The organism is Candidatus Palauibacter sp. (assembly GCF_965213655.1).
In the GTDB taxonomy this organism is placed as follows: Bacteria; Gemmatimonadota; Gemmatimonadetes; order Palauibacterales; family Palauibacteraceae; genus Palauibacter.
This window is the reverse complement of record NZ_CBDBZT010000001.1, coordinates 1-20,804: the sequence shown is the minus strand read 5'-3', so window position 1 is coordinate 20,804 and position 20,804 is coordinate 1. Positions and strand designations below refer to the sequence as shown.

Below are 20,804 nucleotides of genomic sequence, written 5' to 3'. Positions count from 1 at the left end.
CTCAGTTGTGGAGCGGGATTACGTAGACCATTGGCCGACCGGGCCCGCGGCCATTTCGTCCGGTCGCCGTGCCGACGAAGCGGACCTGGCGCACGCGGGGCAGATCTGCGGCCGCGACGCTCGCCTGGACGATCCCGCCGACAAGCCCGTACTCGAAAACCGCCCCGGGCTCCAGTCGCGTCACGAACTCCTGACCATTGCGTCGCACGGAAACCGTCCCGGGATCGGACGTGGAGGGTCGAATCGCGTACGTGAGGCGCCCGTACACTCGCGCGAGCGAGCCGGGAGCCGGCGTCCCTCCGAACCCCGCGTTCCAGTCGCGGGCACGGCGGAACGACCTGGAGGGAGCCCGGTTCGCGGGATCCGCTCCGTTGGCCCGGCACGCGGTCTCAGCCGCTGCGGAGACACCGGACGTCGGCGTGAACGCATCGGCGTAGATCCAGTCCGCCGAGTAGGGGCCGGACACCGCCGTTCCCCGCCACGGGGAGCGCAGGTTCGTCGCGGTGACGGAATCGAACGCGAACAGATCGGCCTCACCGCCACTGACTGTGTCGCACACCACGGCTCGCAGCACGTCGAAGCGGAAGGACACCGTGTCGGGGGTGGCGAGGATCAGGTCGCCGGGGCTCGCGCCACGAATCTCCGCCCCCATCCCGTCCGCGAGAGCGCGCGCGATCTGCGAGGCGTGGACAGCATCCTCATTCCGCAGGTGGAAGCGGCTCTGGCTTGCCAGGATACTGATGAGCAGACCGCCGATGAGGCTCGCGCCGGCGAGCGCCACGAGCATTTCGACAAGCGTGAATCCTCCGCAACCGGGATCAAGCTCGGGCGGCGACAGACGCGGGGCGCTCATGGCGCCGTCGGGAGTGGCCGCGGCCGCGAGACGATGGATTCCAGCACGGATTCCGGCGCATTCGGGAGGGTCGCCGTCAGTCGCAGGTGCTTGAGTCGCGGCGACAGCGGAGTGACCTCGAACGAGAGATCGCACGCTCGACCGCCGACCTCCACGACACCCGAGCCGGAGACCACGGAGGTGAATCCCGCGTGCATGAGGGAATCCACGCCGCTCCGCCCCACCACCGTGTGATCGGTATACCAGGAGGTCCGACGCCCCAGCGAGGCGATTCCGAGCACGACCCCGGAGGCCCCGAGGATCCCCACCGACGTAATCACGATGGCGAGCAGGACTTCGACGAGGCTGAAGCCGGCGGACCCGCTTGACGCACGACACGTCGCGACCGGAGTCACGTTGGAGGCCGCCTTCATTGCGAAAACGACTCCGCGCGGACCCGGCCCACGAAGTTTGCCACGAGGCGAATGCCGTATCTGCCGCGGTACAGATAGAGGCTCCCGGAAGATCCGTGCCCCCGGGAGTTGAATCGCAGCGTGGAGGGCCGCACCCGCGCCGAATCGAGCCGGCCCAGAGCGTGCCGCCCGAGGTCGACGCGGGACAGCAACCGCCCTCCGCGAAGCGACACTTCGAGCCGCGTCCCGTTCAGCGTCACTTCGGTCGGTGAATGAGTGGCGACGGCGTGGAGGCGCGCCAACGCGAGTTGCGATTCCGCCACTCGGGCGGCACGGGTCAGACTGAAGCGGTCGAGCGGTTCTCGCGGTATGACGAAGGCGGCGGCGAGGCCGGCGAGCGCAATAGCGACCGCGACCTCCACGAGGCTGAACCCACTTCGCCCTGTACCGGGTCCGGGGATATCCACGGGGTGACTCTCCTCATCGAATGAGCGTTGCAACTTCCGCCCATAAGGATCACCCCCCGTATCAACCCCGCATTAACCGCGACGATCAGCAGGTGGTTCCCGCCACGATCTGCCCGACCTCGCCCGTGGCGTTCGCCGCCGACGAGTTCACGCACCACGTCTGCTGCGAGGATGCGTGTTTCGCCGTGATCCGGTAGCCGTCCGTCCAGATCGTCACCGTCAGCTCGACGTTCCTGCTGGCCTGGAAATCCGGTGTGCCATCGGTGTCCAGATCGGCGGTACCGCCGGCCGCGACGGTGGCCGCGACGTACGCCTGATTGGCGAAGAAGTACGATTCCTCCGCCGTCATCATGTTGCGGATATCGCTCTGCGCCGCGGCATCGAACGCCCGTTCCTTCGTGCTCGTGAACTGCGGAATCGCGATTGCCGCGAGAACGCCGATGATGACGACCACGATCAGGAGTTCGATCAGCGTGAACCCGCCCTCCTGCCTCATTCTGCGCGCCATGTCTTGTTTCATCGCACTTCCCCTCCCTCTCCACACATCCGGACCGATCGCCGGCAGCCGCCGTCCGCGCGGAATCGCGGTGGACGGCTCTGCCCCAATCAACCTTCGCCGAACATCCCGGTATCAACTACTCGTCCGGCTCCCAGTCCGGCGGCTCATCGAAGCCGGAGACCGAACGGATTCGCCCAGCGCGCAGTACAGCCGTGAGGGAGTGCACCCGTCCCGCTTCGTCACGCAGCGGCCGGCGTAGATCCCCACTGGCGGCGGTCGCGGCCGGGCGCTTCGGGGTCGGCAACCCGAGGGCGCGCTGAGCATCCGCCATCGTGTCGAAACCTCGTGCAAAAGCGGCGGTCCAGGAGCGGACGCGGGCCGGGCCGCCGTCGCCGCCGGGTCTGGCGCGCAGACGCAGGCTCCAGCCGGGACCCTCGAAGCGCAGCCACCGGTCCAGTCCCGCCACCCGGTCCGCCCCCGCCCGTCCGTACCGCTCGAAGGCGATCTCGAGCGGCGCGCCGAGAAGCCCCCGGACGTCAGGTGCCGCACCGCCCTCCCCGGGTCGTCGATCTTCGCTGTCGGCCGTGGACATGCGGGGAAAAAGCGGGTCGGGAAGGAACCCCGCAAGGCGGCGGGGAGTCACGGACCGCCGGTTCACTGAATCGCGTCCACGAGATCGAAGATGGGGAGATACATGGCGATGGTCATGCCGCCTACGAGACCTCCGAGAACCACGATCAGGGCGGGTTCGAGGATCTTGAGGAGGCTCTCGACGCCTGCGTCGACTTCTTCGTCGTAGAAGTCGGCGATCCTGGACAGCATCCCGTCGAGATCTCCCGTCTCCTCCCCAACGTGGATCATCCGGGCCACCATCGGCGGAAAAACGCCGGTCTCGCGCAGGGGCCGCGCGATGGATTCCCCACCCCGGATCGCGGTTCGGCTCTCGAGGACCGCGTCCTGGATCACCCGGTTGCCGGCTGTGCGAGCCGTGATCTCAAGCCCCTCTAGAATCGGAACGCCCGCCGAGAGGAGGGTGCCGAGCGTCCGCGTGAAGCGGGATACGGCAGCTCGGCGCCACAGCGGGCCCAGCACCGGCAGCCGCAGCAGCAAGCTGTCGAAGCGCCGCCGGCCGGTTTCCGTCGCCACCCAGCGGCGCAGAAGCAGGCCGCCCCCGCCCGCGGTGACGACGACCGCCCACCACCAGTTCTGGACAGCTCGGGAAAGGCCGATGACGGTCCGCGTCGGAAGCGGCAGCAGGGCGTTGAAGCTCGCGAACACGGTCTCGAATGTGGGGATCACGAACAGCAAGAGCGTCGCGACCACTGCGACGGCCACGGCGAAGATGACGGCGGGATAGAGCATCGCGCCCTTCACCTTTCGGCGGATCCGTTCGTTCTGCTCGAGGAAGGCGGCGAGACGTGTGAGGATGCCGTCGAGCCGGCTCCCCGATTCACCCGCGCGGACCATATTCACGTACAGCCTCGTGAAGACCCGGGGGTGCCTGCCGAGGGCGTCGGCCAGCGTGTTCCCGGACTCGATGTCGTACAACGTCTCGCGGGCCACGCGCTGCAGGACGGGGCTTTCCGCCTGCTGCGCGAGAGTTTCGAGCGCCCGGGTGAGCGGCAGGCCGGCGCTGATCATCACAGAGAGCTGCCTGGTGAACAGAACGAGGTCACGGTTCCTGGCGCGTGGCGGCGGGAGGAGCCGGAGAGGGGTGAACCGACCGCCAGCCCCCGCATCATCCACCCCGCTTCCGTGCCAGCGGCCGGTCACCTTGTCCATCTTCACTTCAGGGCTGAGCCGGGAAGAGATGTCCCCGTCATGCGCCGGAATTCGGTCGGATCAGACGTGACGCGAAGACACTCCGCGAAATCCACCTGTCGCCGCGTATAGAGTTGGTACAGGGCGTCGTTGAGCGTCTGCATGCCGAATCTGCGGGCAGCCTGCATCGCGGACTGGATCTGGTGGATCTTCGCCTCCCGGATCAGAGCCCGGATCGCAGGCGTGGCGATCAGCACCTCGCACGCGACGACGCGGCCTCGGCCCTCCGCCCGGGGGAGCAGGGCCTGGGAGATCACCCCCTCGACGACCGCCGCGAACTGCACGCGCACCTGTTCCTGCCGATGGGCCGGGAAGGCGTCTATGATGCGGTGGATCCCCTCCGCCGCGGAGCGCGTGTGCAGCGTGGCGAGGGCGAGGTGCCCCGTCTCCGCGACCGTGAGCGCCGCCTGGATCGTTTCCGGATCCCGCATCTCGCCGATGAGGATCACGTCGGGATCCTGGCGCAGGACGTGCCGGAGGGCGGTGGCGAAGGTGCGAGTGTCCTTCCCGACCGCGCGCTGGTTCACGATGCAACTCTTGTGGGCATGCACGAACTCGATCGGATCCTCGATCGTCACAATGTGTCCCGCGCGCTTCGTGTTGATGCGGTCGACCATCGCCGCGAGCGTCGTCGACTTGCCGGAGCCGGTCGGACCCGTGATCAGCACGAGCCCGCGAGGCTTCTCCGTCAAACGCCCGACGACCGAGGGGAGGCCGAGTTGACTCAGACTCCGGATCTCGACCGGGACCCGGCGAATCGCGCACGCGACACTGCCCCGCTGCCGGAAGATGTTCGCACGAAAGCGGGACAGGCCCGAGACGCTGAAGCTGAAATCGAGATCTCCGTCGCGCGCGAAGTCCGCCCGTCCCTCTTCGCCCAGCAGCGAGTGCCCCAACTCCGCAGTGTCCCCCGGCCCGAGCACGCCGGCCGTGCCACAGTCGGTGAGGCGACCGTCGATTCTGAGCTTCGGCCGTTCCCCGGCCGTGAGGTGCAGGTCGGAGGCATCACGCTCGACCAGTTCGTTCAGGAGCGTGACCAGGCGGGGCTCAAGGCGTTCCACGGTATCCGTCGCATTCATTGCGGGATGCGCCCGGCTTACGCCGGGGTCTCCCGCAGGACTTCGTCCAGCGTCACGATCCCCTCCCTCGCCTTGAGCAGACCGTCTTCCCGCAGCGTCACCATCCCCTCGGCCACGGCCCGGCGTTCGATCTCCTCCCCGGAGGCGCCGGCGAGCACAAGGCGGCGGATCGCCGGCGACATCGGAAGGACTTCGTACAGTCCCTGCCTGCCGGCATACCCGGATCCGCCGCACGCATCGCACCCTGCGCCACGGGAGAAGACCCATGCCGCGCCGGTACCTGCTTCGAGACCGAGCGAGCGGAGGACTTCGGCCGGGTAGTCCGCCTCCGTCCTGCATCGGCGACAGATCCGGCGGACGAGACGCTGTGCGGTAATGGCCCTGAGGGCCGCGGCGAGGTTGAAGGCTTCTATCCCCATGTCCACGAGGCGCGTCGTGGTCGTCGCGGCATCGTTCGTGTGGAGCGTGGAGAGCACAAGATGGCCCGTGAGGGCGGCCTTCACGGCGATGTCCCCGGTCTCGCGGTCACGGATCTCCCCCACCATGACGATGTTCGGATCCTGTCGCAGGAAAGCACGGAGTGTCGAAGCGAATGTGAGCCCAATCTTCGGGCGCACCTGAACCTGATTGATGCCCGGGAGGCTGTATTCGACCGGATCCTCGGCGGTCATGATGTTGACCTCCGGCGTGTTGAGCCGCACGAGAGCGCTGTACAGCGTCGTCGTCTTCCCCGATCCTGTCGGCCCCGTCACGAGAACCATCCCCGTCGTGTCCGCGATGGCCCGGAGCAGCACCCGTTCCGCGCGCGCCTCCATGCCGAAGGATTCGAGGTCGAGGGCCAGCCGCTCTTTGTCGAGGATCCGGAGCGCGATTCTCTCGCCAAACAGCGTCGGAAGGGTCGAAACGCGGAAATCGATCACCCGGTCCCCGAGGCGGATCTTGATGCGGCCATCCTGTGGAATCCGGCGCTCGGCGATGTTCAGATCGGCGAGGATCTTCAGCCGCGATGTGAGAGCCGCCGCCATGGAGGGCGGGGGGCGCATCATCTCGCGAAGTATCCCGTCGAGCCGATAGCGGACGCGCAGTTCACCCTCGTACGGTTCGACATGGATGTCCGAGGCCCCTCGGCGCACGGCATCGGTGAAGATGTCGTTGATCAACCGGACGGCGGGTTCATCATCGACCTCCGTCCTCGCCGCTCCGGCCCCGTTCTCCCGGGACTTGCTCTCGGGCTCGGAAGCGGCGCCGTAGTTCTTGTCGATAAGCTGGAGGAGTGTGCGTTCCTCGACGGCCACGGCCTCTATCTCGAATTGCGTGAGGAAGTGGAGGTCGTCGACGAGCGCCGTGTCCGCGGGATCCGCCATTGCGACGGTCAAGCTCCGACCGCTCCGCCGCAGGGGAAGGACCAGGTGTCGTTTGGCGAAATCTTCCGGGATGAGGCGGAGGACTCCGCCATCGGGCTTCAACGGCGAGTTCACTACGCCCCCGCGCAGATGCGGTCGGCCAGCCGGGCCAGTGAACGCTCGCCGATCCCCTTCACGCGGGTGAGCGCTTCGGGTGTCTCGAACGGCCCGTTCACCTGTCGATCCTCGATGATGCGCCCGGCGATCGCGGGCCCGACCCCGGGCAGACTCTCCAACTGCCCGCGGTCGGCTCGGTTGAGGTCGATCCGCCCGCCGCCGGGCGGACATCCGGACGGCCGCCACGCCGCCGCCCACGCGGACCCCGAGGGACCAGAGGGTGACGCGCCGCCAGGCCCGGGCCGGGGCGCCGCGGGCTCGAAGCGGAGATGCGGACCGAGCCGCCGGGCGGTGACCTCACCCACTCCGCTGATCCGCTCGAGATCCTTCACTCGGCGAAACGGGTTGTTTTCCCGTTCCTCGATGATGGACTGCGCCATGCTTGGGCCGACTCCCGGGAGCCGGCGCAACTCATCGGCGGGCGCGAGGTTCACGTCGATCTGCTCGCCTTCGGCGAGAGGCGTTTGCGCCCGCTGCTCGCGCCGCAGGGCTGAAATCACCTCGCCCTCGACGCCGTCCAGGTCCGTCGCGGGGTCGATCCCCTCGAGACCCTCCACCCGCCCGGGGTCGGGCGCGAGCAGCGTGCGGACGACGAGACTCACTCCTACGAGCACGAGAGCCGTGCCCAGTGCCTTGCGTTCCGCGCGATTCAGATCCCACACCCCTCACCTCCCCGGCCAGACGGATTCCTGCCCGAGGATCGGGGCGCGGATCAACGCGGCGTCAAGCCGTCATCGGCGGATGGTGTCAGACGGCAGAGGAAAGTGTCGAAAACGGCGTCAGAAGATGAAGGTGATCTCGGCCCAGCCGTCGACCGGGGACCCGTTGCGCAGCGCGGGCCGGTACTCCCACGCCCGCACCTGGCGCATGATGTCGCGGTTGAAGTCCTCGTCCGGGGTCGGGGGATCCAGTTCGACGAGGCCGGGGCGCCCCCTGGCGTCGACGAAGACGCGCACCGTCACCTCCATGCCGCGCACGGAGCCGGGGGGATCCCAGTGCGGCACCACGGACCTCGGCACGGGCGACACGTAATTCTCGCCCTCGCCTCCGCCGGCCCCCTCTCCCTCCCCGGGACCGGTTCCCGTCCCGCGCCCGGCGGAGGGCGCCGGCGCGCCGACCGGCAGCAGTTCTGAGGACACCTCGATCTCCTCCTCCGGGATCTCGATCTCGGGCATGTCGACGGCGAGGATGGGCCTGGGCGGTGGGGGAATCTCGATCCTCCGGGGCATGGAGACCCGCAGCGCCTGCAGACCGCCCCCGCCGGCGGGGAGATCCGGATCGGCGCCGGGCCGGGCCGCCCGCTCGAACTCGGGCGCCGGGCGCGCCCACGCGAACAGGAGGAGCGCGTGCAGGAGCACGGAGGCGAGCATGCCACCCCACCACACGGCCCGCTCCCGCGGATGTGAGCGCAACCACGCGACCCTCGGTCGCCAACCCCGGCCTTCCCCTGTCGCGCGCACGATTCGATTCGACTCCCGGGCTGTCAGGCGGCTTCCGGCGGGCTGTCCGCCGGCCCACGAGGCATCCTACGGCAGGCCGCGGTTTCAGGTTCCGGCGCTTGCCGCCCCGTCAGACCTTCCGGCACATTGTGCGCCACCCGACACGTCTCCATCCAGGAGCCATCTTCCGTCTCCATGAAAGCGATCCGCAAACCCGGGGCGGTCCCCGGCCTCGTGCTGTGCGACGCGCCGGTGCCCGAGATTCGCTCCGGCGACGTGCTCATCAAGGTGCGGCGGGCGGGGATCTGCGGCACGGATCTGCACATCCAGCAGTGGGACCAATGGTCGCAGCACCGCGTGACTCCGCCCGTCACCCTCGGCCACGAGTTCATGGGAGAGGTCGCCGAGATCGGCCGGCTGGTGCAGAACATCGAGGTCGGCGACCGCGTGTCGGCGGAGGGACACCTCGTCTGCGGGCACTGCGAGTACTGCGGCACCGGGCACGCGCACGTGTGCCGGGAGACCCGCATCATCGGCATCGACCGGGACGGCGCGTTCGCCGAATACGTCTCCATTCCGGCGGCGAACATCATCCATATCCCCGATTCCATCGACGACGACCTGGCGGCGGTGCTGGACCCGCTCGGCAACGCTTTCCACACCGTTCTGCACACGGACGTCGCCGGGCGCGTCGTGGCCGTGGTGGGCTGCGGCCCCATCGGCCTGTTCGCGATCGGAATCGCGCGCGCGGCCGGCGCCTCGAGGGTCATCGCGGTCGAGCCGCACGAGGGGCGGCGCGCACTCGCCGCGAGCATGGGCGCGCACGACTGCCTCGACCCGCTCGAGGGGGACGTGGAGACCCGGATCGCAGACCTCACGCACGGCTACGGGGCGCACGTGGTGTGCGAGATGAGCGGACACCCGGACGGCGTGCGCTCCGCGTTCCGCATGTGCCGCAACGGGGGCCACGTCCGCCTGCTGGGGCTGCCCAAGGACGCGGTGAAGGTCAACCTGGCGCGCGACGTGATCTTCAAGGGCCTCAACGTCTACGGCGTCGTGGGGCGCCTGATGTACCGCACGTGGATCGAGATGCGGGACTTCCTCGTCGAGGGGCGTCTCGACATCGACCCCGTGATCACGCACCGGCTCCCGTTCGACCGCTTCCAGGATGGGTTCGACGCCATGAACTCGGGCGAGGCGGCGAAGGTCGTCCTCGCGCTGGACTAGCGGCCCGTGGCAACCCCCCCGGACGGCCAGCAGCCCGCGGCGCGACCCGCCGGCTCCTCCGTCCCCCTCGTATCGGTTCTCGGCCTCGCGGTGCTGCTGGCGGCGGGGTGCTGGCGCATCGGGGATGCCACGCCCAGCGACGCTCTCGTCACCTGGGCCGCCTACCCCGAGACGGTGCGGGTGGACGAACCCTTCTCGTTCGAGTTCGCCGGCCCGGTGTCTCCCGACCAGTGCGGACGGCTCGACACCGCCACCCTGGCGATCACCGACGCCTCGATCGAACTCGCCGCCGTGCGGAGCACCTTCCGCACCATGTGCTCGCCGCAGAACGTCAGCTTCTACGAGGCGCGGCCGCTGAGGATCGCGACGCCGGGAGCGTATCGCGTGCGCGGCTCGGCCGGCATCGATCTCGGCACCCTGATCGTCACGGACACCGGGTCCTTCTCGGGCATCCGCATGTGGGGCGAGGGCACGATCCGCGAGGCGGCCGGGTGCTGGCTGTTCGGCCCGGGGTGGATCGGGACCCAGCGGGTGTTCGCGCTCGACGGCCTCAGCCCCGAGCTTCGCGAGGTGGGGACCGAGCGGGTCCTCCACGTGCGCGGACGGTTGCGGGCGTTCAGCGACTGCGGCAACTGGGGTTCGCGCCCCAGGATCCGTGTGGACACCGCGTGGGCGACCGACAAGACGGTCGGCGATCTCTATCCGTGAGCGACACGAGTCCGGGACGGCGCGATCATGGCACGGTATCATGACACTGTATGAGGAACGGGATGTGATGACGTCGAATGTGAACCGGGGCCTGGAGGGCCGCCTCGTCTCCGAACTCGGGGAGATGAAGGAGAACGGGGTCCACAAGGAACTGCTGCACATCATGGGGCGGCAGGCTCCCGTCGTGGACATCGATGGCCTCGGCGAGACCATCAACATGTGCTCGAACAACTACCTGGGCCTGTGCGACGAACCCTCCGTGATGCAGGCGGTGAAGGACGGGGTGGACAAGTACGGCGCCGGCACCTCCTCGGTGCGCTTCATCTGCGGGACGTTCGACATCCACCGCGAACTCGAGGCGGTGATCGCCGACTTCCTCGAGACACCTGCTTCCCTTACCTACACCTCCGCGTGGAACGCGAACGAGGGCCTCTTCGCGCCGCTCCTGGGGCCGGAGGACGCCCTCATCTCGGACCGCCTCAACCACGCCTGCATCATCGACGGCATCCGCCTCTGCAAGTCGCGCCGCTTCATCTACGACCACATGGACATGGACTCGCTGCGCGAGGCCCTCGAGGCGAGCCGGGACGCGCGGCACCGCCTCGTCATCACCGACGGCATCTTCTCGATGGAGGGGGAGATCGCGCCGCTCCCTGAGATCCGCGAACTGTGCGACCGCTACGACGCGATCATGGCGGTGGACGACTCGCACGCGACGGGGGTGCTGGGCGACACGGGACGCGGGACGCCCGAGCACTGGGGCATGCACGGGGAGGTCGACATCGTCACGTCGACGCTCGGCAAGGCGCTCGGGGGCATGGCGGGCGGCTTCACGGCGAGTTCCGAAGCCGTGATCGACTTTCTCAATCAGGCGTCGCGGACGCAGCTGTTCACGAACGCCCTGCCCTGCCACTCGGCGGCCGGCGCCATGGCCGCCATCCGCCATCTGGAAGCGCACCCGGAACTCGTTGCCCGGCTCCGCGACAATACGGAGTACTACCGGGAGGGATTGATCGAGCTCGGATACAAGCCGATTCCCGGCGGCACGCCCATCGTGCCCGTGATCGTGGGAAGGACGGCGGACGCGATACGCCTCAGCCGCGAACTGCTGCGCGAAGGGGTGTTCGTGATCGGGTTCGGCTATCCCGTGGTCCCGCGCGGGGAGGCCCGGATTCGCTGTCAGCTGTCGGCCGCGCACGAACGTGAACACATCGACGCCGCCCTCGCCGCCCTCAAGAAGGTCGGCCGGCGGCTCAACCTGATCTGACGCCTCTTGGCGCCACCGAGACTGCGGGGAGCATGGGATCGTGACTGAGCGCGGACTGAATCGGGAGCTACCGGGGGGGATGGTCATCGCCCCGTCGATCCTCGCCGCCGACTACGCGCGGCTGGGGGCGGAGGTGGCCGAGGCGGAGGCCGCGGGGGCGGAGTGGTTCCAGCTCGACGTCATGGACGGGCACTTCGTCCCCAACCTCACCATCGGGCTGCCCGTGCTGGAGTCGCTGCGCGCGGTCTCGGACTCGTTCCTCGACGTGCACCTGATGATCGACAACCCCGGCGAGTTCCTCGGGGCGTTCGCGGAGGCGGGCGCCGACATGCTCACGGTCCACCAGGAGGTGTCCGCGCACCTGCACGGGGAGCTGCACCGGATCCGGGAGCTGGGCTGCTACGCCGGCGTCGCCTTGAACCCGGCCACGCCCGCGGAGACGCTGTCGGAAGTCCTCGGCTACGTGGACCTCGTTCTCGTGATGACGGTGAACCCCGGGTTCGGGGGACAGACGTTCATCGCCGAGGCGGTGCCGAAGATCGCGACCGTGCTGCGCATGGCGGCGGACCAGGGGGTGGCGCCCCCCGTGATTCAGGTCGACGGAGGGATCGACCCGACCTCGGCTCCGGTGTGCGCCGCCGCGGGGGCGTCGGTGTTCGTGGCCGGCTCCTCCGTCTTCAGGTGGGCGCCCGGCATCGACGCGAACATGGCGGCGCTGCGCGACGCCCTCGCGCCCTACGGCTGAGGTCGCGGTGAACGGCGGCGGGCTCTCGCGCGAGGAGCTGGTCCGCTACGGGCGGCACGTCAGCATCCCCGAGGTGGGGCTGGAGGGACAGCGGCGCCTGCGGGCCTCGAGCGTCCTCATCGTGGGCGCGGGCGGGCTGGGGTCGCCGGCCGCGCTCTACCTCGCCGCGGCGGGCGTGGGGCGGCTCGGACTCGTGGATCACGACCACGTGGAGCTTTCCAACCTGCAGCGGCAGGTGCTCTACGACACGGATTCGGTCGGGACGCCGAAGCTGGCCTCCGCCCGGGCGCGACTCGCCGGACTGAACCCCCACGTCGCCGTCGAGACCTTCGAAGCGCGACTCGAGTCGAGGAACGCGCTCGAGATCCTCGAGGGGTGGGACTTCGTGATCGACGGGAGCGACAACTTCCCCACGCGGTATCTCGTGAACGACGCGTGCGTGATGCTCGGGACGCCCTTCGCGTACGGGGCCATCCTCCGCTTCGAGGGCCAGGCCTCGGTCTTCGCCGCCCCCGACGGCCCGTGCTATCGCTGCCTGTTCCGGGATCCGCCGCCCCCGGATCTCGTGCCCAACTGCGCGGAGGCCGGGGTTCTTGGCGTCCTGCCGGGCATCGTAGGATCGATTCAGGCGAACGAGGCGATCAAGTGGCTGGCCGAGATCGGCGACACGCTCGCCGGGCGCCTGCTTCTCATCGACGCGCTCCGCATGGAGTTCCGCTCGCTGGACATCGCGCCGGACCCCGAGTGCGTGGTGTGCGGCCCCGAGCCGACGGTGACGGAACTCATCGACTACGAGCGCTTCTGCGGGGTGCCGGACGACGGCACGGCGGACGATGGCACGGACACGGAGGGTACCATGCACGACCTCGACATCGACGTGCACGAACTGAAGCGCCGGGTCGACGCCGGCGAGAGCTTCCAGCTCATCGATGTGCGCGAAGACTACGAGTGGGCGATCTGCAACCTCGAGGCGGCGGGCGCGCGGCTCGTGCCGCTCGCGACGCTCCCGCAGGCCGTCGAGAACCTGGACGCGTCGGAACCGCTCATCATCCATTGCCGCTCGGGTCCCCGTGGGGACCGTGCCGTCGAGTACCTGCGCGCGGTCGGGTTCGAAAACGCGGTGAACCTCGCGGGTGGCATCCTGGCGTGGGCCGAGGAGATCGACCCCGCCATGCCGCAGTACTGATGGCGGCCTGACCCGCCGATGTCGGCGCCCCCCCGCATCGTCTCGCTCCTCGCCTCGGGGACGGAGATCGTTGACGCCCTCGGCCTCGGCGAGTGCCTGGTGGGCATCTCGCACGAATGCGACCATCCGCCGCATCTGCTCGACCGTCCGCGCGCCAGCCGGCCCCGCTTCGATCCCGAGGGGCTCACCAGCGGCGAGATCGACGCCGCCGTGCGCCAGGCCATGATCGAACACGGCAGCGTGTACGAGATCGACGAGGCCCTCCTTGAGCGGCTCGATCCGGACGTCATCATCACGCAGGCCGTGTGCGAGGTGTGCGCGGTGCCCACGGGCGGGGTGCGGGAGGTGCTCGGCGCGCGCGGGATCGAGGCGGAGATCGTGTCGCTCGACGCGCACACGATCGAAGACATCCTGGCCTCTCTCGGGCAGGTGGCGCGGGCGGCCGGGGATCCGGAAGTCGCTCGCGGACCGGGCAGGTCGCTTCGGGGGCGACTTGATGCGGTGCGAGCGGCGGTACGGGACGCCGACCCTCCACGCGTGCTCGGCATCGAGTGGTTCGACCCGCCCTTCGCGCCCGGGCACTGGGTGCCGGAGATGATCAAACTTGCCGGCGGCCGGAACCTGGCGGGCGAGGCGGGACAGCCTTCCCGCGAGGTGTCCTGGGATGAGATCGGAGACCTCGATCCGGACGCGTTGCTGCTCATGCCCTGCGGCTACGGCCTCGAAGCGTCGCGCGCAGACGCCGACGCGCACGCGGAACGTCTACGGGAAGTGGCTCCGCGCGCGGTGGCGGAGGGGCGCGCCTGGGTCGTCGACGCCTCCTCCTACTTCAACCGCTCAGGCCCCCGCTTCGTCACCGGCGTCGAGATCCTGGGCGGGCTGCTCCACCCCGACCGCCTCCCCGCACCCGATCCGCGGCACGCCGCCGTGTGGACGCCGCCGGGCTGACCGCCGCCACGGACCGTGCCGCGAGTGCGGTCAACGGCTTGCTCCCTCCCTGGTGTCGCCGTGGTTTCCCGTCCTGTACCGCACATAGCTCTCGAGTACACGGTTCATCCGCGTCTGGTAGCCCTTTCCCGGAGCCTTGAAGTAGGCCAGCACGGAGCGCTTCACGCGCATGGTGATCTGGTCGGTGCGGTCGGGCTCGACGAACTCTGCCCGGTCCCAGAAATCCTCGTCCAGTTCGGGGATCTCGCTGAAGTCGATGCTCTCGTCCTCTACCGCCGCGATCTGCTCGGCCGTGAGGGGCCTATCGTAGCGTCCGCTCATGGTAGATTCTCCTTTCCTTGCGCGACGCCGGGCGGGCGGAGATCAGACGAATGCGCCCGCGACGCTCGGTGTAGGCAACCACGATCAGCGCTCCGGGCTCCACCCGACCGATGCTGATGTGGCGCTCCTCGCCGTAGTCCCGGCGACGGTCGGGCGACGTTGCGATGGTCCCCTCGAAGATGCGCCTGGCAATCTCGAACCCGATACCGTGCTTGCGGATGTTCGTTTGATTCTTGGTTTCGTCCCACTCGAATTCCATTATCGATTATACATATAATATGTAATTACAGCAACCGTTTTCGCGAGTCGCATCGCGTCCCTCAAGTCCTCCCAGGGACCATCACGAACCCCGCCGTTCCGAAGCGCCGGTCCAACGTCAGGGCCTCTTCGATACCCAGTTCGGACATAATCGCGAAGCTCGTCGCGTCTGCGAGCGAGAAGTCCTGGTCCGCGAAACGCCGGATCCACTCGCCGATGGCCGCCTCTTCCCGTTCCGGCGTCACCTGCTCGACCCGGTTCGGCGGCTGCCGGACCGCGTCCAGGAAGGCGAGCGCGACGCGTCGGCCTGCGCGCCGCAGCAGGAGCGTGTGGATTTCGGCCACCACGAGGTTGGACGTCACGACGGCGACGCCGGCACGCACCCGAACGCGGAGAGCTTCGGAGACCGCCCGATGGTCGGGGTGGGCGAGGTCAGCCAGCGGATACCACGCGCTCGTGTCGACGAACAGCGCGCTCACTTCGAAGCGGCACCGGGTCCATCGGTCGCCTCGGGGGACCACGAGGCGATCTCGGCGTCGGCCAGAAATTCGTCGTGGGCGCGCGCCACATCGGAACTGGGCTCGCGATCCCGCGGCGCCGTACCGCGGAAGAGGCCGATGATCGACAGAGCGGGGTGACGATCGGGGTCCGAGAGCTGGGACTCCAGCGCTTCCAGACCTTTGCGCAGGACATCGGACTTGGTCGTGTCGAGGATGTTCCGCAGGCGTTCCAGGCGCTCGCGCTCCGTGCGCGAAAGATAGACCTGCACGGGCTCGCGGACCCGTCCCGCTTCACCCTCTGAATCATGAATGGACATCATGATTCATGATAGGATTTATGGTATCCGGATGCCAACCGCCCCGGGGGAGGTCAGTCGAACGTGACCTGGCGGACCTCTTCGACGCCGTCGAGATCGTTCAGCGCCTGCAGGACCTCGGGCGGCAGTTCCTCATCGATTCTCACGACCCCGAACGATCGACCGCCGCCCCGTCGGCGCGCGAGGTGGTATTCCGCGATGTTCGCCTTCGCCTCGCCGAGAATGGTGCCCACGGCGCCGATCACGCCCGGCTGGTCGCGATTCCGGATGAGGAGGCAGGTGCCGCGGGGCTCCGTCTCGATGCGGAAGGTGCCGACGTGCACGACGCGCGGTTCCATCCGGGACCCCATGAGCGCCCCGCCCACGGCCATGCCTTTGCCGCGCGCGGAGTCGGCCGAGAGTCCGACGTAGTTCGTGTAGTCGCCCGACGCCTGGGCCCGAACGCGAACGATCTCCAGGCCGCGCTCCGCCGCGATCGAAAGGGCGTTGACGACGTTGAGCGGGGGATCGACCCGGCGCTCGAGGAACCCGACGGCCACACTCGCCGCGAGAGGTCCGAGCACCCCGTCCCGCGTCCCCCCGTAGCGGACCTCGATGCGGCGCGGTGGCGCATCTTCGAGCCCGTGGAGGAGGCGCGCCAGACGATACCCGAGGTCCATGATCGGACCCGCGCCGTCGCGATCCTCCGCCTCGAAGGGGGCGTTCAGCGCGGCGCTGAAGTCGCCATCGACGAGCGCGTTACGCACGGAGACGGCGATCTGCCGGGAGACCTGGCGCTGGGCCTCGTACGTGGAGGCGCCCAGGTGCGGACTCAACACGAGTTGGGGGGCGTCCCGCAGCGGGCTGTCGGCGGGGAGCGGTTCCGTCTCGAACACGTCCAGGCCGGCGGCTCCCAGATGGCCGCTGCCGAGCGCCTCGGCCAGCGCCGCTTCATCCACGAGCCCGCCCCTGGCCGCGTTCACGAGGATCGAACCCTGCCGCATGGCCGCGATCTCTCTGCGGCCGATGAACCCGCGGTTCTCGTCGGAGAGGGGGACGTGCACCGTTATCGCGTGGCATGCCGGAAGGAGTTCGTCGAGGCTTGCGAGTTCCACGCCCAGATCGCTCGCCCGCTCGTCGCTCACGAAGGGATCGTGGGCCACCACGCGCATCCCGAACGCGCGCGCCCGCCACACGACCTCCGCTCCGATCCGTCCGAGCCCGATCACGCCGAGCGTCTTCCCGCTCAGCTGGATCCCGCGCAACTCCTTGCGCCTCCATTCCCCGGCGCGGATGCTCGCGTCCGCCTCCGTGATCCGGCGGGCCGCGGCGAGGAGCAGGGCGAAGGCCAGTTCGGCGGTGGACTGCGTGTTCGCCGCGGGAGCGTTGAGCACGGCGACGCCGCGGCGGGTGGCGGCGGGAATGTCGATGTGGTCCACGCCCACGCCCGCGCGTCCAACGACCCTCAGACGGTCGGCCGACTCGATGAGATCGGCGGTCACTTTCGTGCGGGAGCGCACGATGAGCGCCGATGCGCCTTCGAGCGCGGCGCGGAGCGCCTCCCGGTCCGATTCCGTGTGATCCTCGACCACGAGCCCGGGGGCGGCCCGCAGCGTCTCGATCCCATCCGGGAGGAGGGGATCGGCGATGATGACGCGAAGGTCGCCCTGTTCGGTTTCGCTCACGGGACTTCGCTCACGGCGCCTGGTTCACAGGACATCGTCGAGGACGGCCAGAAGCGCCTCCAGCTCGTCGAGAGTGTGTTCGCCCATGTGTCCGATTCTGAACGACTCCTGCTTCAGGGGCCCGTAGCCGGCAGCCACCGTGTATCCGCGCTCGAGCGCGCGGGACACGACATCCGGACCCGTCAGTCCGTCCGGAAGCATGATGACCGTCACGCACGGCGAGCGGTAGCCTTCCGGCGCGAGCACATGCCACGGCTGGCCCGTCCGCGCGGCCGTGTCATCCACCCATTCGTACGTCCGGCGGGCCATGGAGTCGTGACGCTCCCAGCGCGCCTCCATGCCTTCCTCCATCATCCGTTCCAGTTGGCGCTCGAGGGCGAAGAAGAGCGAGACCGCCGGGGTGTTCGGCGTCTGCCAGCGCTCGAGGTTCTTCTCGAACTTGAGGATGTCGAAGTAGAAGCCCCGGTGTTCGACCTCCCGCGCGCGGGCGAGCGCCCTCTCGGACGCCACGGCGAGCGCGAGTCCCGGGGGCAGCGCCACCGCTTTCTGCGACCCCGTGAGGACGAAATCCAGGCCCCACTCGTCGGTCTCCACCGGCGCCCCGGCCAGCGACGAGACCGTGTCCACCGCGATCAGCACGTCGTCGAACTCGTGTACGACCTCCGCGAGTTCCTCCAGCGGGTTTAGAACGCCGGTCGAACTCTCCGAGTGCACGACCGTGACGAGGTCGTACCGTCCGGGCGCCGCGGAGAGCGCGTCGTGCAGCCGCTCCGGCAGGTTCGGCTCGCCCCACTCCGCCTCGAGCGCGTCCGCGGGGCGTCCCGTCGCTTCGGCGATCGCGTGGAACCGCTTGCTGAACGATCCGTTCGTGAGGCAGAGAACGCGGCGGCGCGTGAGGTTCGTGATGGCGGCTTCCATCATGCCGGTGGCGGACGACGTCGACAGGTACGCCGGCCGCGAGCTCCGGAAGAGCCGCGAAACGGAAGGCTGCATACGTTCGACCAGGCCCGAGACCTCGGCGCTCCGGTGTCCGACGACGGGCCGTCGCATGGCGTCGAACAGATCCAGAGGGACTTCGGTCGGGCCGGGAAGAAAGAAGCGGCCGAACGAGATTGGAGGGTTCATGTCGGGAGATGGTATCGCCCCCGGACCCGTGGGGCCAATAGTTGGTCGATCGTTCGGTTGACGGGCCGCCGGGGACGGAAGATCTTGCGCCCCCGAACCCGATCGCCGAACCGGAAATCCACATGCGATACGTCACCATCACCGACCTGTCCCCGGAAGATGTCCTCGACCGCGCCAAGACGTTTTTCGGCCGGCACTCCGGGCTCACGGTGCGCGAGGAGACGGAGGCGTCGGTCACCTTCGCCGGGGAGATCGGCCTCGCCCGTTTCGCGGTCGACCGGGCGGGCGGCCACACGAACGTCCGGGTGGAGACCGACCGCGTGGTGGGGCTCGACGTGACCGACCTCGCGAAGCGTTTCCTCTACACGCTCCGCAACCTCCATTGACGCCGAGGGCCGCATGAGCGCAATCACGGTTCGTCTGATCATGCCCGACCGCTGGCTCGAGCACGTGATGGAGTTGCCCGCCGATACGACCGTGCTCACCGCCAAGGCGATCGGCATCCGCGAGATGCTCCAGCGCTCCTCGGACGACCCCGCCGACTTCTACGCCGAATTCTCCGAGCGCCGCATCCGCGATGAGACGCGGACTCTGGCCGACGTGGGGCTTGATTCGCGCGGCGTCCTCTCGATCCGGGCCTACGACCTCGGCCACTACCCGCCCTTCCGCGGCTAGCTGCGGTTGAAGTAGCTCCGGGTCTCCCTCCATACGACGCCTGACAGGAGCAGCAGTCCCACCAGGTTCGGCGCCGCCATGAGACCGTTGAGGATGTCGGAGATCAGCCACACGACATCGAGTTCCACGACCGCCGCGAGCCCGACCACGAGCACGAACGCCAGCCGATAGGGGCGGATCACGCGTTCGCCGAAGAGGTAGGCGAAGCTCCGTTCGCCGTAGTAGGACCACCCCAGCATCGTGCTGAAGGCGAAGGTCGCGAGGGCGAGGGCGACGATGATGTCCCCGGCGCCCGCGAGGAGGCTCGTGTCGAAGGCCAGCTGCGTCATGTTCGCGCCCTCGGCCCCCGACCGCCACGCCCCCGTCGTGAGGATCGCGAGTCCCGTGAAGGTGCAGACGACAATGGTGTCGATGAACGTCTGCGTCATGGAGACGAGGGCCTGCCGCACCGGCTCGCGCGTCCGGGCCGCGGCGGCGGCGATCGCCCCGGTCCCCAGTCCTGATTCGTTGGAGAAGATTCCGCGCGCGACGCCGAAGCGCATCGCCTGCATGACGGTGTAGCCGAGCGCGCCGCCGGCCACCGCGCGTCCCCCGAACGCGTGCTCGAACACGAGCCTGAAGGCGGCCGGGATCTCCGCCGCGTTGGAGATCAGCACCAGACCGGCAACGCCCATGTAGAGGATGATCATCGCCGGCACGATGACGCTCGCCACGCGCCCGATCGAGCGGATGCCGCCGATGATGACGAGGCCGACGGCAGCCGCGGTGACGAGTCCCGCGACCCAGTGCGGCAGATGGAACGATTCGTTCAAGGCGTCCGCCACCGCCTGGGACTGAACCCCGTTTCCGATCCCGAACGCGGCGAGGGTCGCGAAGAGCGCGAACGCGATCGCCAGACCCCGGCCGAGCGGGCTGCGGCCGAGACCGTGCTCGAGGTAGTACATGGGGCCGCCCGCCTTCTCGCCCCGAGAGTCCGTCTCCCGGAAGCGCACGCCGAGGACCGCCTCCGCGTACTTCGTCGCCATCCCGAGGAGTCCCGTCACCCACATCCAGAAGAGGGCCCCGGGGCCGCCCGCGCCGATGGCGGTTGCAACGCCGACGATGTTCCCGGTCCCGACCGTCGCGGCGAGCGCCGTCATCAGCGCCTGGAAGTGCGAGATGTCGCCCTCGCCCCCGGGCTCGCGGCGCTTGACGAGCGCCAGCCAGAGCGCGTGCCTCAGGCGGCGGAACTGGAGGCCGCGCAGCAGCAGTGTGTACACGAGGCCCGTGGTGAGAAGGAGGATGATGAGGGGGACGCCCCACACCCAGGCTTGAATCGCCTCCAGGGTTCCGACTACGTGAATTACGGTCACCTTCTACTGGAGGTCATCGGGGGAGCGCGCGCCGGACGGCTGCGGCGAGCGGGCTGGGACGTTAGACGCGCCTCCGAGCCGCCGTCAACGTAACGGGACCGGCACGGGACCCCGGCGGACGGGTCCGCACTTTGGACGGACGGACGCCTTGCGTACCTTCCCAACCGATGCGGGCGACGGCCCGTTCACGACCCTCGTCCAGCTCGTTCCCGGGATCTCGCTCTTGAAACAGGACCAGCCGGAGCATGCGGTGGAATCGGCCCCGCCGTCGCCGGAGGCGCTCGAGGCGCTGTCGGCCGCGATCGAACGGGGGCGCCACCTCGCGCTCATTGCCGCCGAGGGGGCGGGTCTCGCCCAACTGTACGCGGCCGCCGCGGTACGCGATCTGGCGGCGGGCGAGGCGGGTGGGCGCGTCTTCGTGCTCACCGTGACCGTGGATCG

At 69.0% G+C, this 20,804-nt stretch carries 26 protein-coding genes; 9 read left to right on the top strand and 17 right to left on the bottom strand.

The genetic code is table 11. The features are described from left to right. Position 1 precedes the first annotated feature (1 nt). From ACOOGH_RS00130 to ACOOGH_RS00085, 10 genes are all read right to left on the bottom strand, one after another. Positions 2-853: a PilW family protein gene (locus tag ACOOGH_RS00130; protein WP_420446985.1), complete on the bottom strand. Its 852-nt coding sequence runs from the start codon at positions 851-853 to the stop codon at positions 2-4. Beyond that, entirely contained in the window at positions 850-1,266 is a 417-nt protein-coding gene (locus ACOOGH_RS00125) for a type IV pilus modification PilV family protein (RefSeq protein WP_420446984.1), read from the bottom strand. Before ACOOGH_RS00125 ends, ACOOGH_RS00130 begins: the two co-directional genes overlap by 4 nt. Next, positions 1,263-1,712, bottom strand: coding sequence for a prepilin-type N-terminal cleavage/methylation domain-containing protein (locus ACOOGH_RS00120; protein WP_420446983.1), 450 nt, complete (start codon positions 1,710-1,712; stop codon positions 1,263-1,265). Before ACOOGH_RS00120 ends, ACOOGH_RS00125 begins: the two co-directional genes overlap by 4 nt. Before the next feature lie 85 nt (positions 1,713-1,797). Further along, entirely contained in the window at positions 1,798-2,220 is a 423-nt protein-coding gene (locus ACOOGH_RS00115; protein ID WP_420446982.1) for a type IV pilin protein, read from the bottom strand. Between the two features lie 127 nt (positions 2,221-2,347). Then, positions 2,348-2,854 carry a hypothetical protein gene (locus ACOOGH_RS00110; protein WP_420446981.1) on the bottom strand — a complete coding sequence of 169 codons (507 nt, stop codon included), beginning with the start codon at positions 2,852-2,854 and terminating at the stop codon, positions 2,348-2,350. Positions 2,855-2,865: 11 nt separating this feature from the next. Continuing rightward, positions 2,866-3,993 (bottom strand): type II secretion system F family protein, encoded by a 1,128-nt coding sequence (locus ACOOGH_RS00105; RefSeq protein ID WP_420446980.1) that lies wholly within the window; start codon positions 3,991-3,993, stop codon positions 2,866-2,868. A 2-nt stretch (positions 3,994-3,995) separates the two neighbouring features. After that, on the bottom strand, positions 3,996-5,093 hold the full coding sequence (locus ACOOGH_RS00100; RefSeq protein WP_420446979.1) for a type IV pilus twitching motility protein PilT: 1,098 nt from the start codon (positions 5,091-5,093) through the stop codon (positions 3,996-3,998). Between the two features lie 35 nt (positions 5,094-5,128). Beyond that, entirely contained in the window at positions 5,129-6,589 is a 1,461-nt protein-coding gene (locus tag ACOOGH_RS00095) for a GspE/PulE family protein (RefSeq protein ID WP_420446978.1), read from the bottom strand. Further along, positions 6,589-7,293, bottom strand: coding sequence for a ComEA family DNA-binding protein (locus ACOOGH_RS00090; RefSeq protein WP_420446977.1), 705 nt, complete (start codon positions 7,291-7,293; stop codon positions 6,589-6,591). The genes ACOOGH_RS00095 and ACOOGH_RS00090 overlap by 1 nt, the downstream gene beginning before the upstream one ends. A 117-nt stretch (positions 7,294-7,410) precedes the next feature. Further along, complete coding sequence (locus tag ACOOGH_RS00085; protein WP_420446976.1) at positions 7,411-8,043, bottom strand: energy transducer TonB family protein; 633 nt, start codon at positions 8,041-8,043, stop codon at positions 7,411-7,413. A 222-nt stretch (positions 8,044-8,265) separates the two neighbouring features. Here ACOOGH_RS00085 and tdh point away from each other — a divergent pair, with 222 nt between their 5' ends. The 6 genes from tdh (at position 8,266) to ACOOGH_RS00055 (ending at position 14,151) form a co-directional block, all read left to right on the top strand. Further along, entirely contained in the window at positions 8,266-9,297 is a 1,032-nt protein-coding gene (gene tdh / locus ACOOGH_RS00080; RefSeq protein ID WP_420446975.1) for an L-threonine 3-dehydrogenase, read from the top strand. 6 nt (positions 9,298-9,303) lie between these two features. Then, on the top strand, positions 9,304-10,005 hold the full coding sequence (locus ACOOGH_RS00075) for a hypothetical protein (RefSeq protein ID WP_420446974.1): 702 nt from the start codon (positions 9,304-9,306) through the stop codon (positions 10,003-10,005). Between the two features lie 67 nt (positions 10,006-10,072). Then, entirely contained in the window at positions 10,073-11,272 is a 1,200-nt protein-coding gene (locus ACOOGH_RS00070) for a glycine C-acetyltransferase (RefSeq protein ID WP_420447138.1), read from the top strand. A gap of 79 nt (positions 11,273-11,351) precedes the next feature. Next, positions 11,352-12,017: a ribulose-phosphate 3-epimerase gene (gene rpe, locus ACOOGH_RS00065; protein ID WP_420447137.1), complete on the top strand. Its 666-nt coding sequence runs from the start codon at positions 11,352-11,354 to the stop codon at positions 12,015-12,017. A 7-nt stretch (positions 12,018-12,024) separates the two neighbouring features. Further along, complete coding sequence (moeB, locus tag ACOOGH_RS00060) at positions 12,025-13,203, top strand: molybdopterin-synthase adenylyltransferase MoeB (RefSeq protein WP_420446973.1); 1,179 nt, start codon at positions 12,025-12,027, stop codon at positions 13,201-13,203. A gap of 18 nt (positions 13,204-13,221) precedes the next feature. Continuing rightward, entirely contained in the window at positions 13,222-14,151 is a 930-nt protein-coding gene (locus ACOOGH_RS00055; protein WP_420446972.1) for a cobalamin-binding protein, read from the top strand. Positions 14,152-14,181: 30 nt separating this feature from the next. Here ACOOGH_RS00055 and ACOOGH_RS00050 read toward each other — a convergent pair whose 3' ends face one another. The 6 genes from ACOOGH_RS00050 to ACOOGH_RS00025 form a co-directional block, all read right to left on the bottom strand. Beyond that, a complete protein-coding gene (locus ACOOGH_RS00050; protein ID WP_420446971.1) occupies positions 14,182-14,472 on the bottom strand; it encodes a BrnA antitoxin family protein in 291 nt (96 codons plus the stop codon). After that, the gene (locus ACOOGH_RS00045) at positions 14,453-14,731 is read right to left on the bottom strand and encodes a BrnT family toxin (RefSeq protein WP_420441709.1); all 279 of its coding nucleotides are present in this window, start codon (positions 14,729-14,731) and stop codon (positions 14,453-14,455) included. The genes ACOOGH_RS00050 and ACOOGH_RS00045 overlap by 20 nt, the downstream gene beginning before the upstream one ends. Positions 14,732-14,792: 61 nt before the next feature. Further along, positions 14,793-15,209, bottom strand: coding sequence for a type II toxin-antitoxin system VapC family toxin (locus ACOOGH_RS00040; RefSeq protein WP_420446970.1), 417 nt, complete (start codon positions 15,207-15,209; stop codon positions 14,793-14,795). Then, positions 15,206-15,550, bottom strand: a complete 345-nt coding sequence (locus ACOOGH_RS00035; RefSeq protein WP_420446969.1) for a hypothetical protein — start codon at positions 15,548-15,550, stop codon at positions 15,206-15,208. The genes ACOOGH_RS00040 and ACOOGH_RS00035 overlap by 4 nt, the downstream gene beginning before the upstream one ends. Before the next feature lie 50 nt (positions 15,551-15,600). Continuing rightward, on the bottom strand, positions 15,601-17,211 hold the full coding sequence (serA, locus tag ACOOGH_RS00030) for a phosphoglycerate dehydrogenase (RefSeq protein ID WP_420446968.1): 1,611 nt from the start codon (positions 17,209-17,211) through the stop codon (positions 15,601-15,603). 24 nt (positions 17,212-17,235) lie between these two features. Continuing rightward, positions 17,236-18,336: a pyridoxal-phosphate-dependent aminotransferase family protein gene (locus ACOOGH_RS00025; RefSeq protein WP_420446967.1), complete on the bottom strand. Its 1,101-nt coding sequence runs from the start codon at positions 18,334-18,336 to the stop codon at positions 17,236-17,238. A 122-nt stretch (positions 18,337-18,458) separates the two neighbouring features. Here ACOOGH_RS00025 and ACOOGH_RS00020 point away from each other — a divergent pair, with 122 nt between their 5' ends. Together ACOOGH_RS00020 and ACOOGH_RS00015 are read left to right on the top strand one after the other, a co-directional pair. Next, a complete protein-coding gene (locus tag ACOOGH_RS00020; RefSeq protein WP_420446966.1) occupies positions 18,459-18,722 on the top strand; it encodes a hypothetical protein in 264 nt (87 codons plus the stop codon). Between the two features lie 13 nt (positions 18,723-18,735). Continuing rightward, entirely contained in the window at positions 18,736-19,011 is a 276-nt protein-coding gene (locus tag ACOOGH_RS00015) for a hypothetical protein (protein ID WP_420446965.1), read from the top strand. On the opposite strand, the gene ACOOGH_RS00010 is transcribed toward ACOOGH_RS00015, so the two are convergent. Further along, positions 19,008-20,363, bottom strand: coding sequence for an alanine/glycine:cation symporter family protein (locus ACOOGH_RS00010; RefSeq protein ID WP_420446964.1), 1,356 nt, complete (start codon positions 20,361-20,363; stop codon positions 19,008-19,010). The two genes, ACOOGH_RS00015 and ACOOGH_RS00010, sit on opposite strands and share 4 nt — an antisense overlap. A 148-nt stretch (positions 20,364-20,511) precedes the next feature. On the opposite strand from ACOOGH_RS00010, the gene ACOOGH_RS00005 reads away from it, so the two are divergent. Further along, positions 20,512-20,804, top strand: a 293-nt coding sequence (locus tag ACOOGH_RS00005) for a hypothetical protein (protein ID WP_420446963.1), incomplete at its 3' end; no start/stop codon positions are given.

Coding starts and splice junctions, on each gene's coding strand:
- ACOOGH_RS00130 (WP_420446985.1), bottom strand. CDS start 853: ATGAGCGCCCCGCGTCTGTCGCCGCCCGAGCTTGATCCCGGTTGCGGA.
- ACOOGH_RS00125 (WP_420446984.1), bottom strand. CDS start 1,266: ATGAAGGCGGCCTCCAACGTGACTCCGGTCGCGACGTGTCGTGCGTCA.
- ACOOGH_RS00115 (WP_420446982.1), bottom strand. CDS start 2,220: ATGGCGCGCAGAATGAGGCAGGAGGGCGGGTTCACGCTGATCGAACTC.
- ACOOGH_RS00105 (WP_420446980.1), bottom strand. CDS start 3,993: ATGGACAAGGTGACCGGCCGCTGGCACGGAAGCGGGGTGGATGATGCG.
- tdh (WP_420446975.1), top strand. CDS start 8,266: ATGAAAGCGATCCGCAAACCCGGGGCGGTCCCCGGCCTCGTGCTGTGC.
- ACOOGH_RS00070 (WP_420447138.1), top strand. CDS start 10,073: ATGACGTCGAATGTGAACCGGGGCCTGGAGGGCCGCCTCGTCTCCGAA.
- rpe (WP_420447137.1), top strand. CDS start 11,352: ATGGTCATCGCCCCGTCGATCCTCGCCGCCGACTACGCGCGGCTGGGG.
- ACOOGH_RS00055 (WP_420446972.1), top strand. CDS start 13,222: ATGTCGGCGCCCCCCCGCATCGTCTCGCTCCTCGCCTCGGGGACGGAG.
- ACOOGH_RS00050 (WP_420446971.1), bottom strand. CDS start 14,472: ATGAGCGGACGCTACGATAGGCCCCTCACGGCCGAGCAGATCGCGGCG.
- ACOOGH_RS00045 (WP_420441709.1), bottom strand. CDS start 14,731: ATGGAATTCGAGTGGGACGAAACCAAGAATCAAACGAACATCCGCAAG.
- ACOOGH_RS00035 (WP_420446969.1), bottom strand. CDS start 15,550: ATGATGTCCATTCATGATTCAGAGGGTGAAGCGGGACGGGTCCGCGAG.
- ACOOGH_RS00025 (WP_420446967.1), bottom strand. CDS start 18,336: ATGAACCCTCCAATCTCGTTCGGCCGCTTCTTTCTTCCCGGCCCGACC.
- ACOOGH_RS00020 (WP_420446966.1), top strand. CDS start 18,459: ATGCGATACGTCACCATCACCGACCTGTCCCCGGAAGATGTCCTCGAC.
- ACOOGH_RS00015 (WP_420446965.1), top strand. CDS start 18,736: ATGAGCGCAATCACGGTTCGTCTGATCATGCCCGACCGCTGGCTCGAG.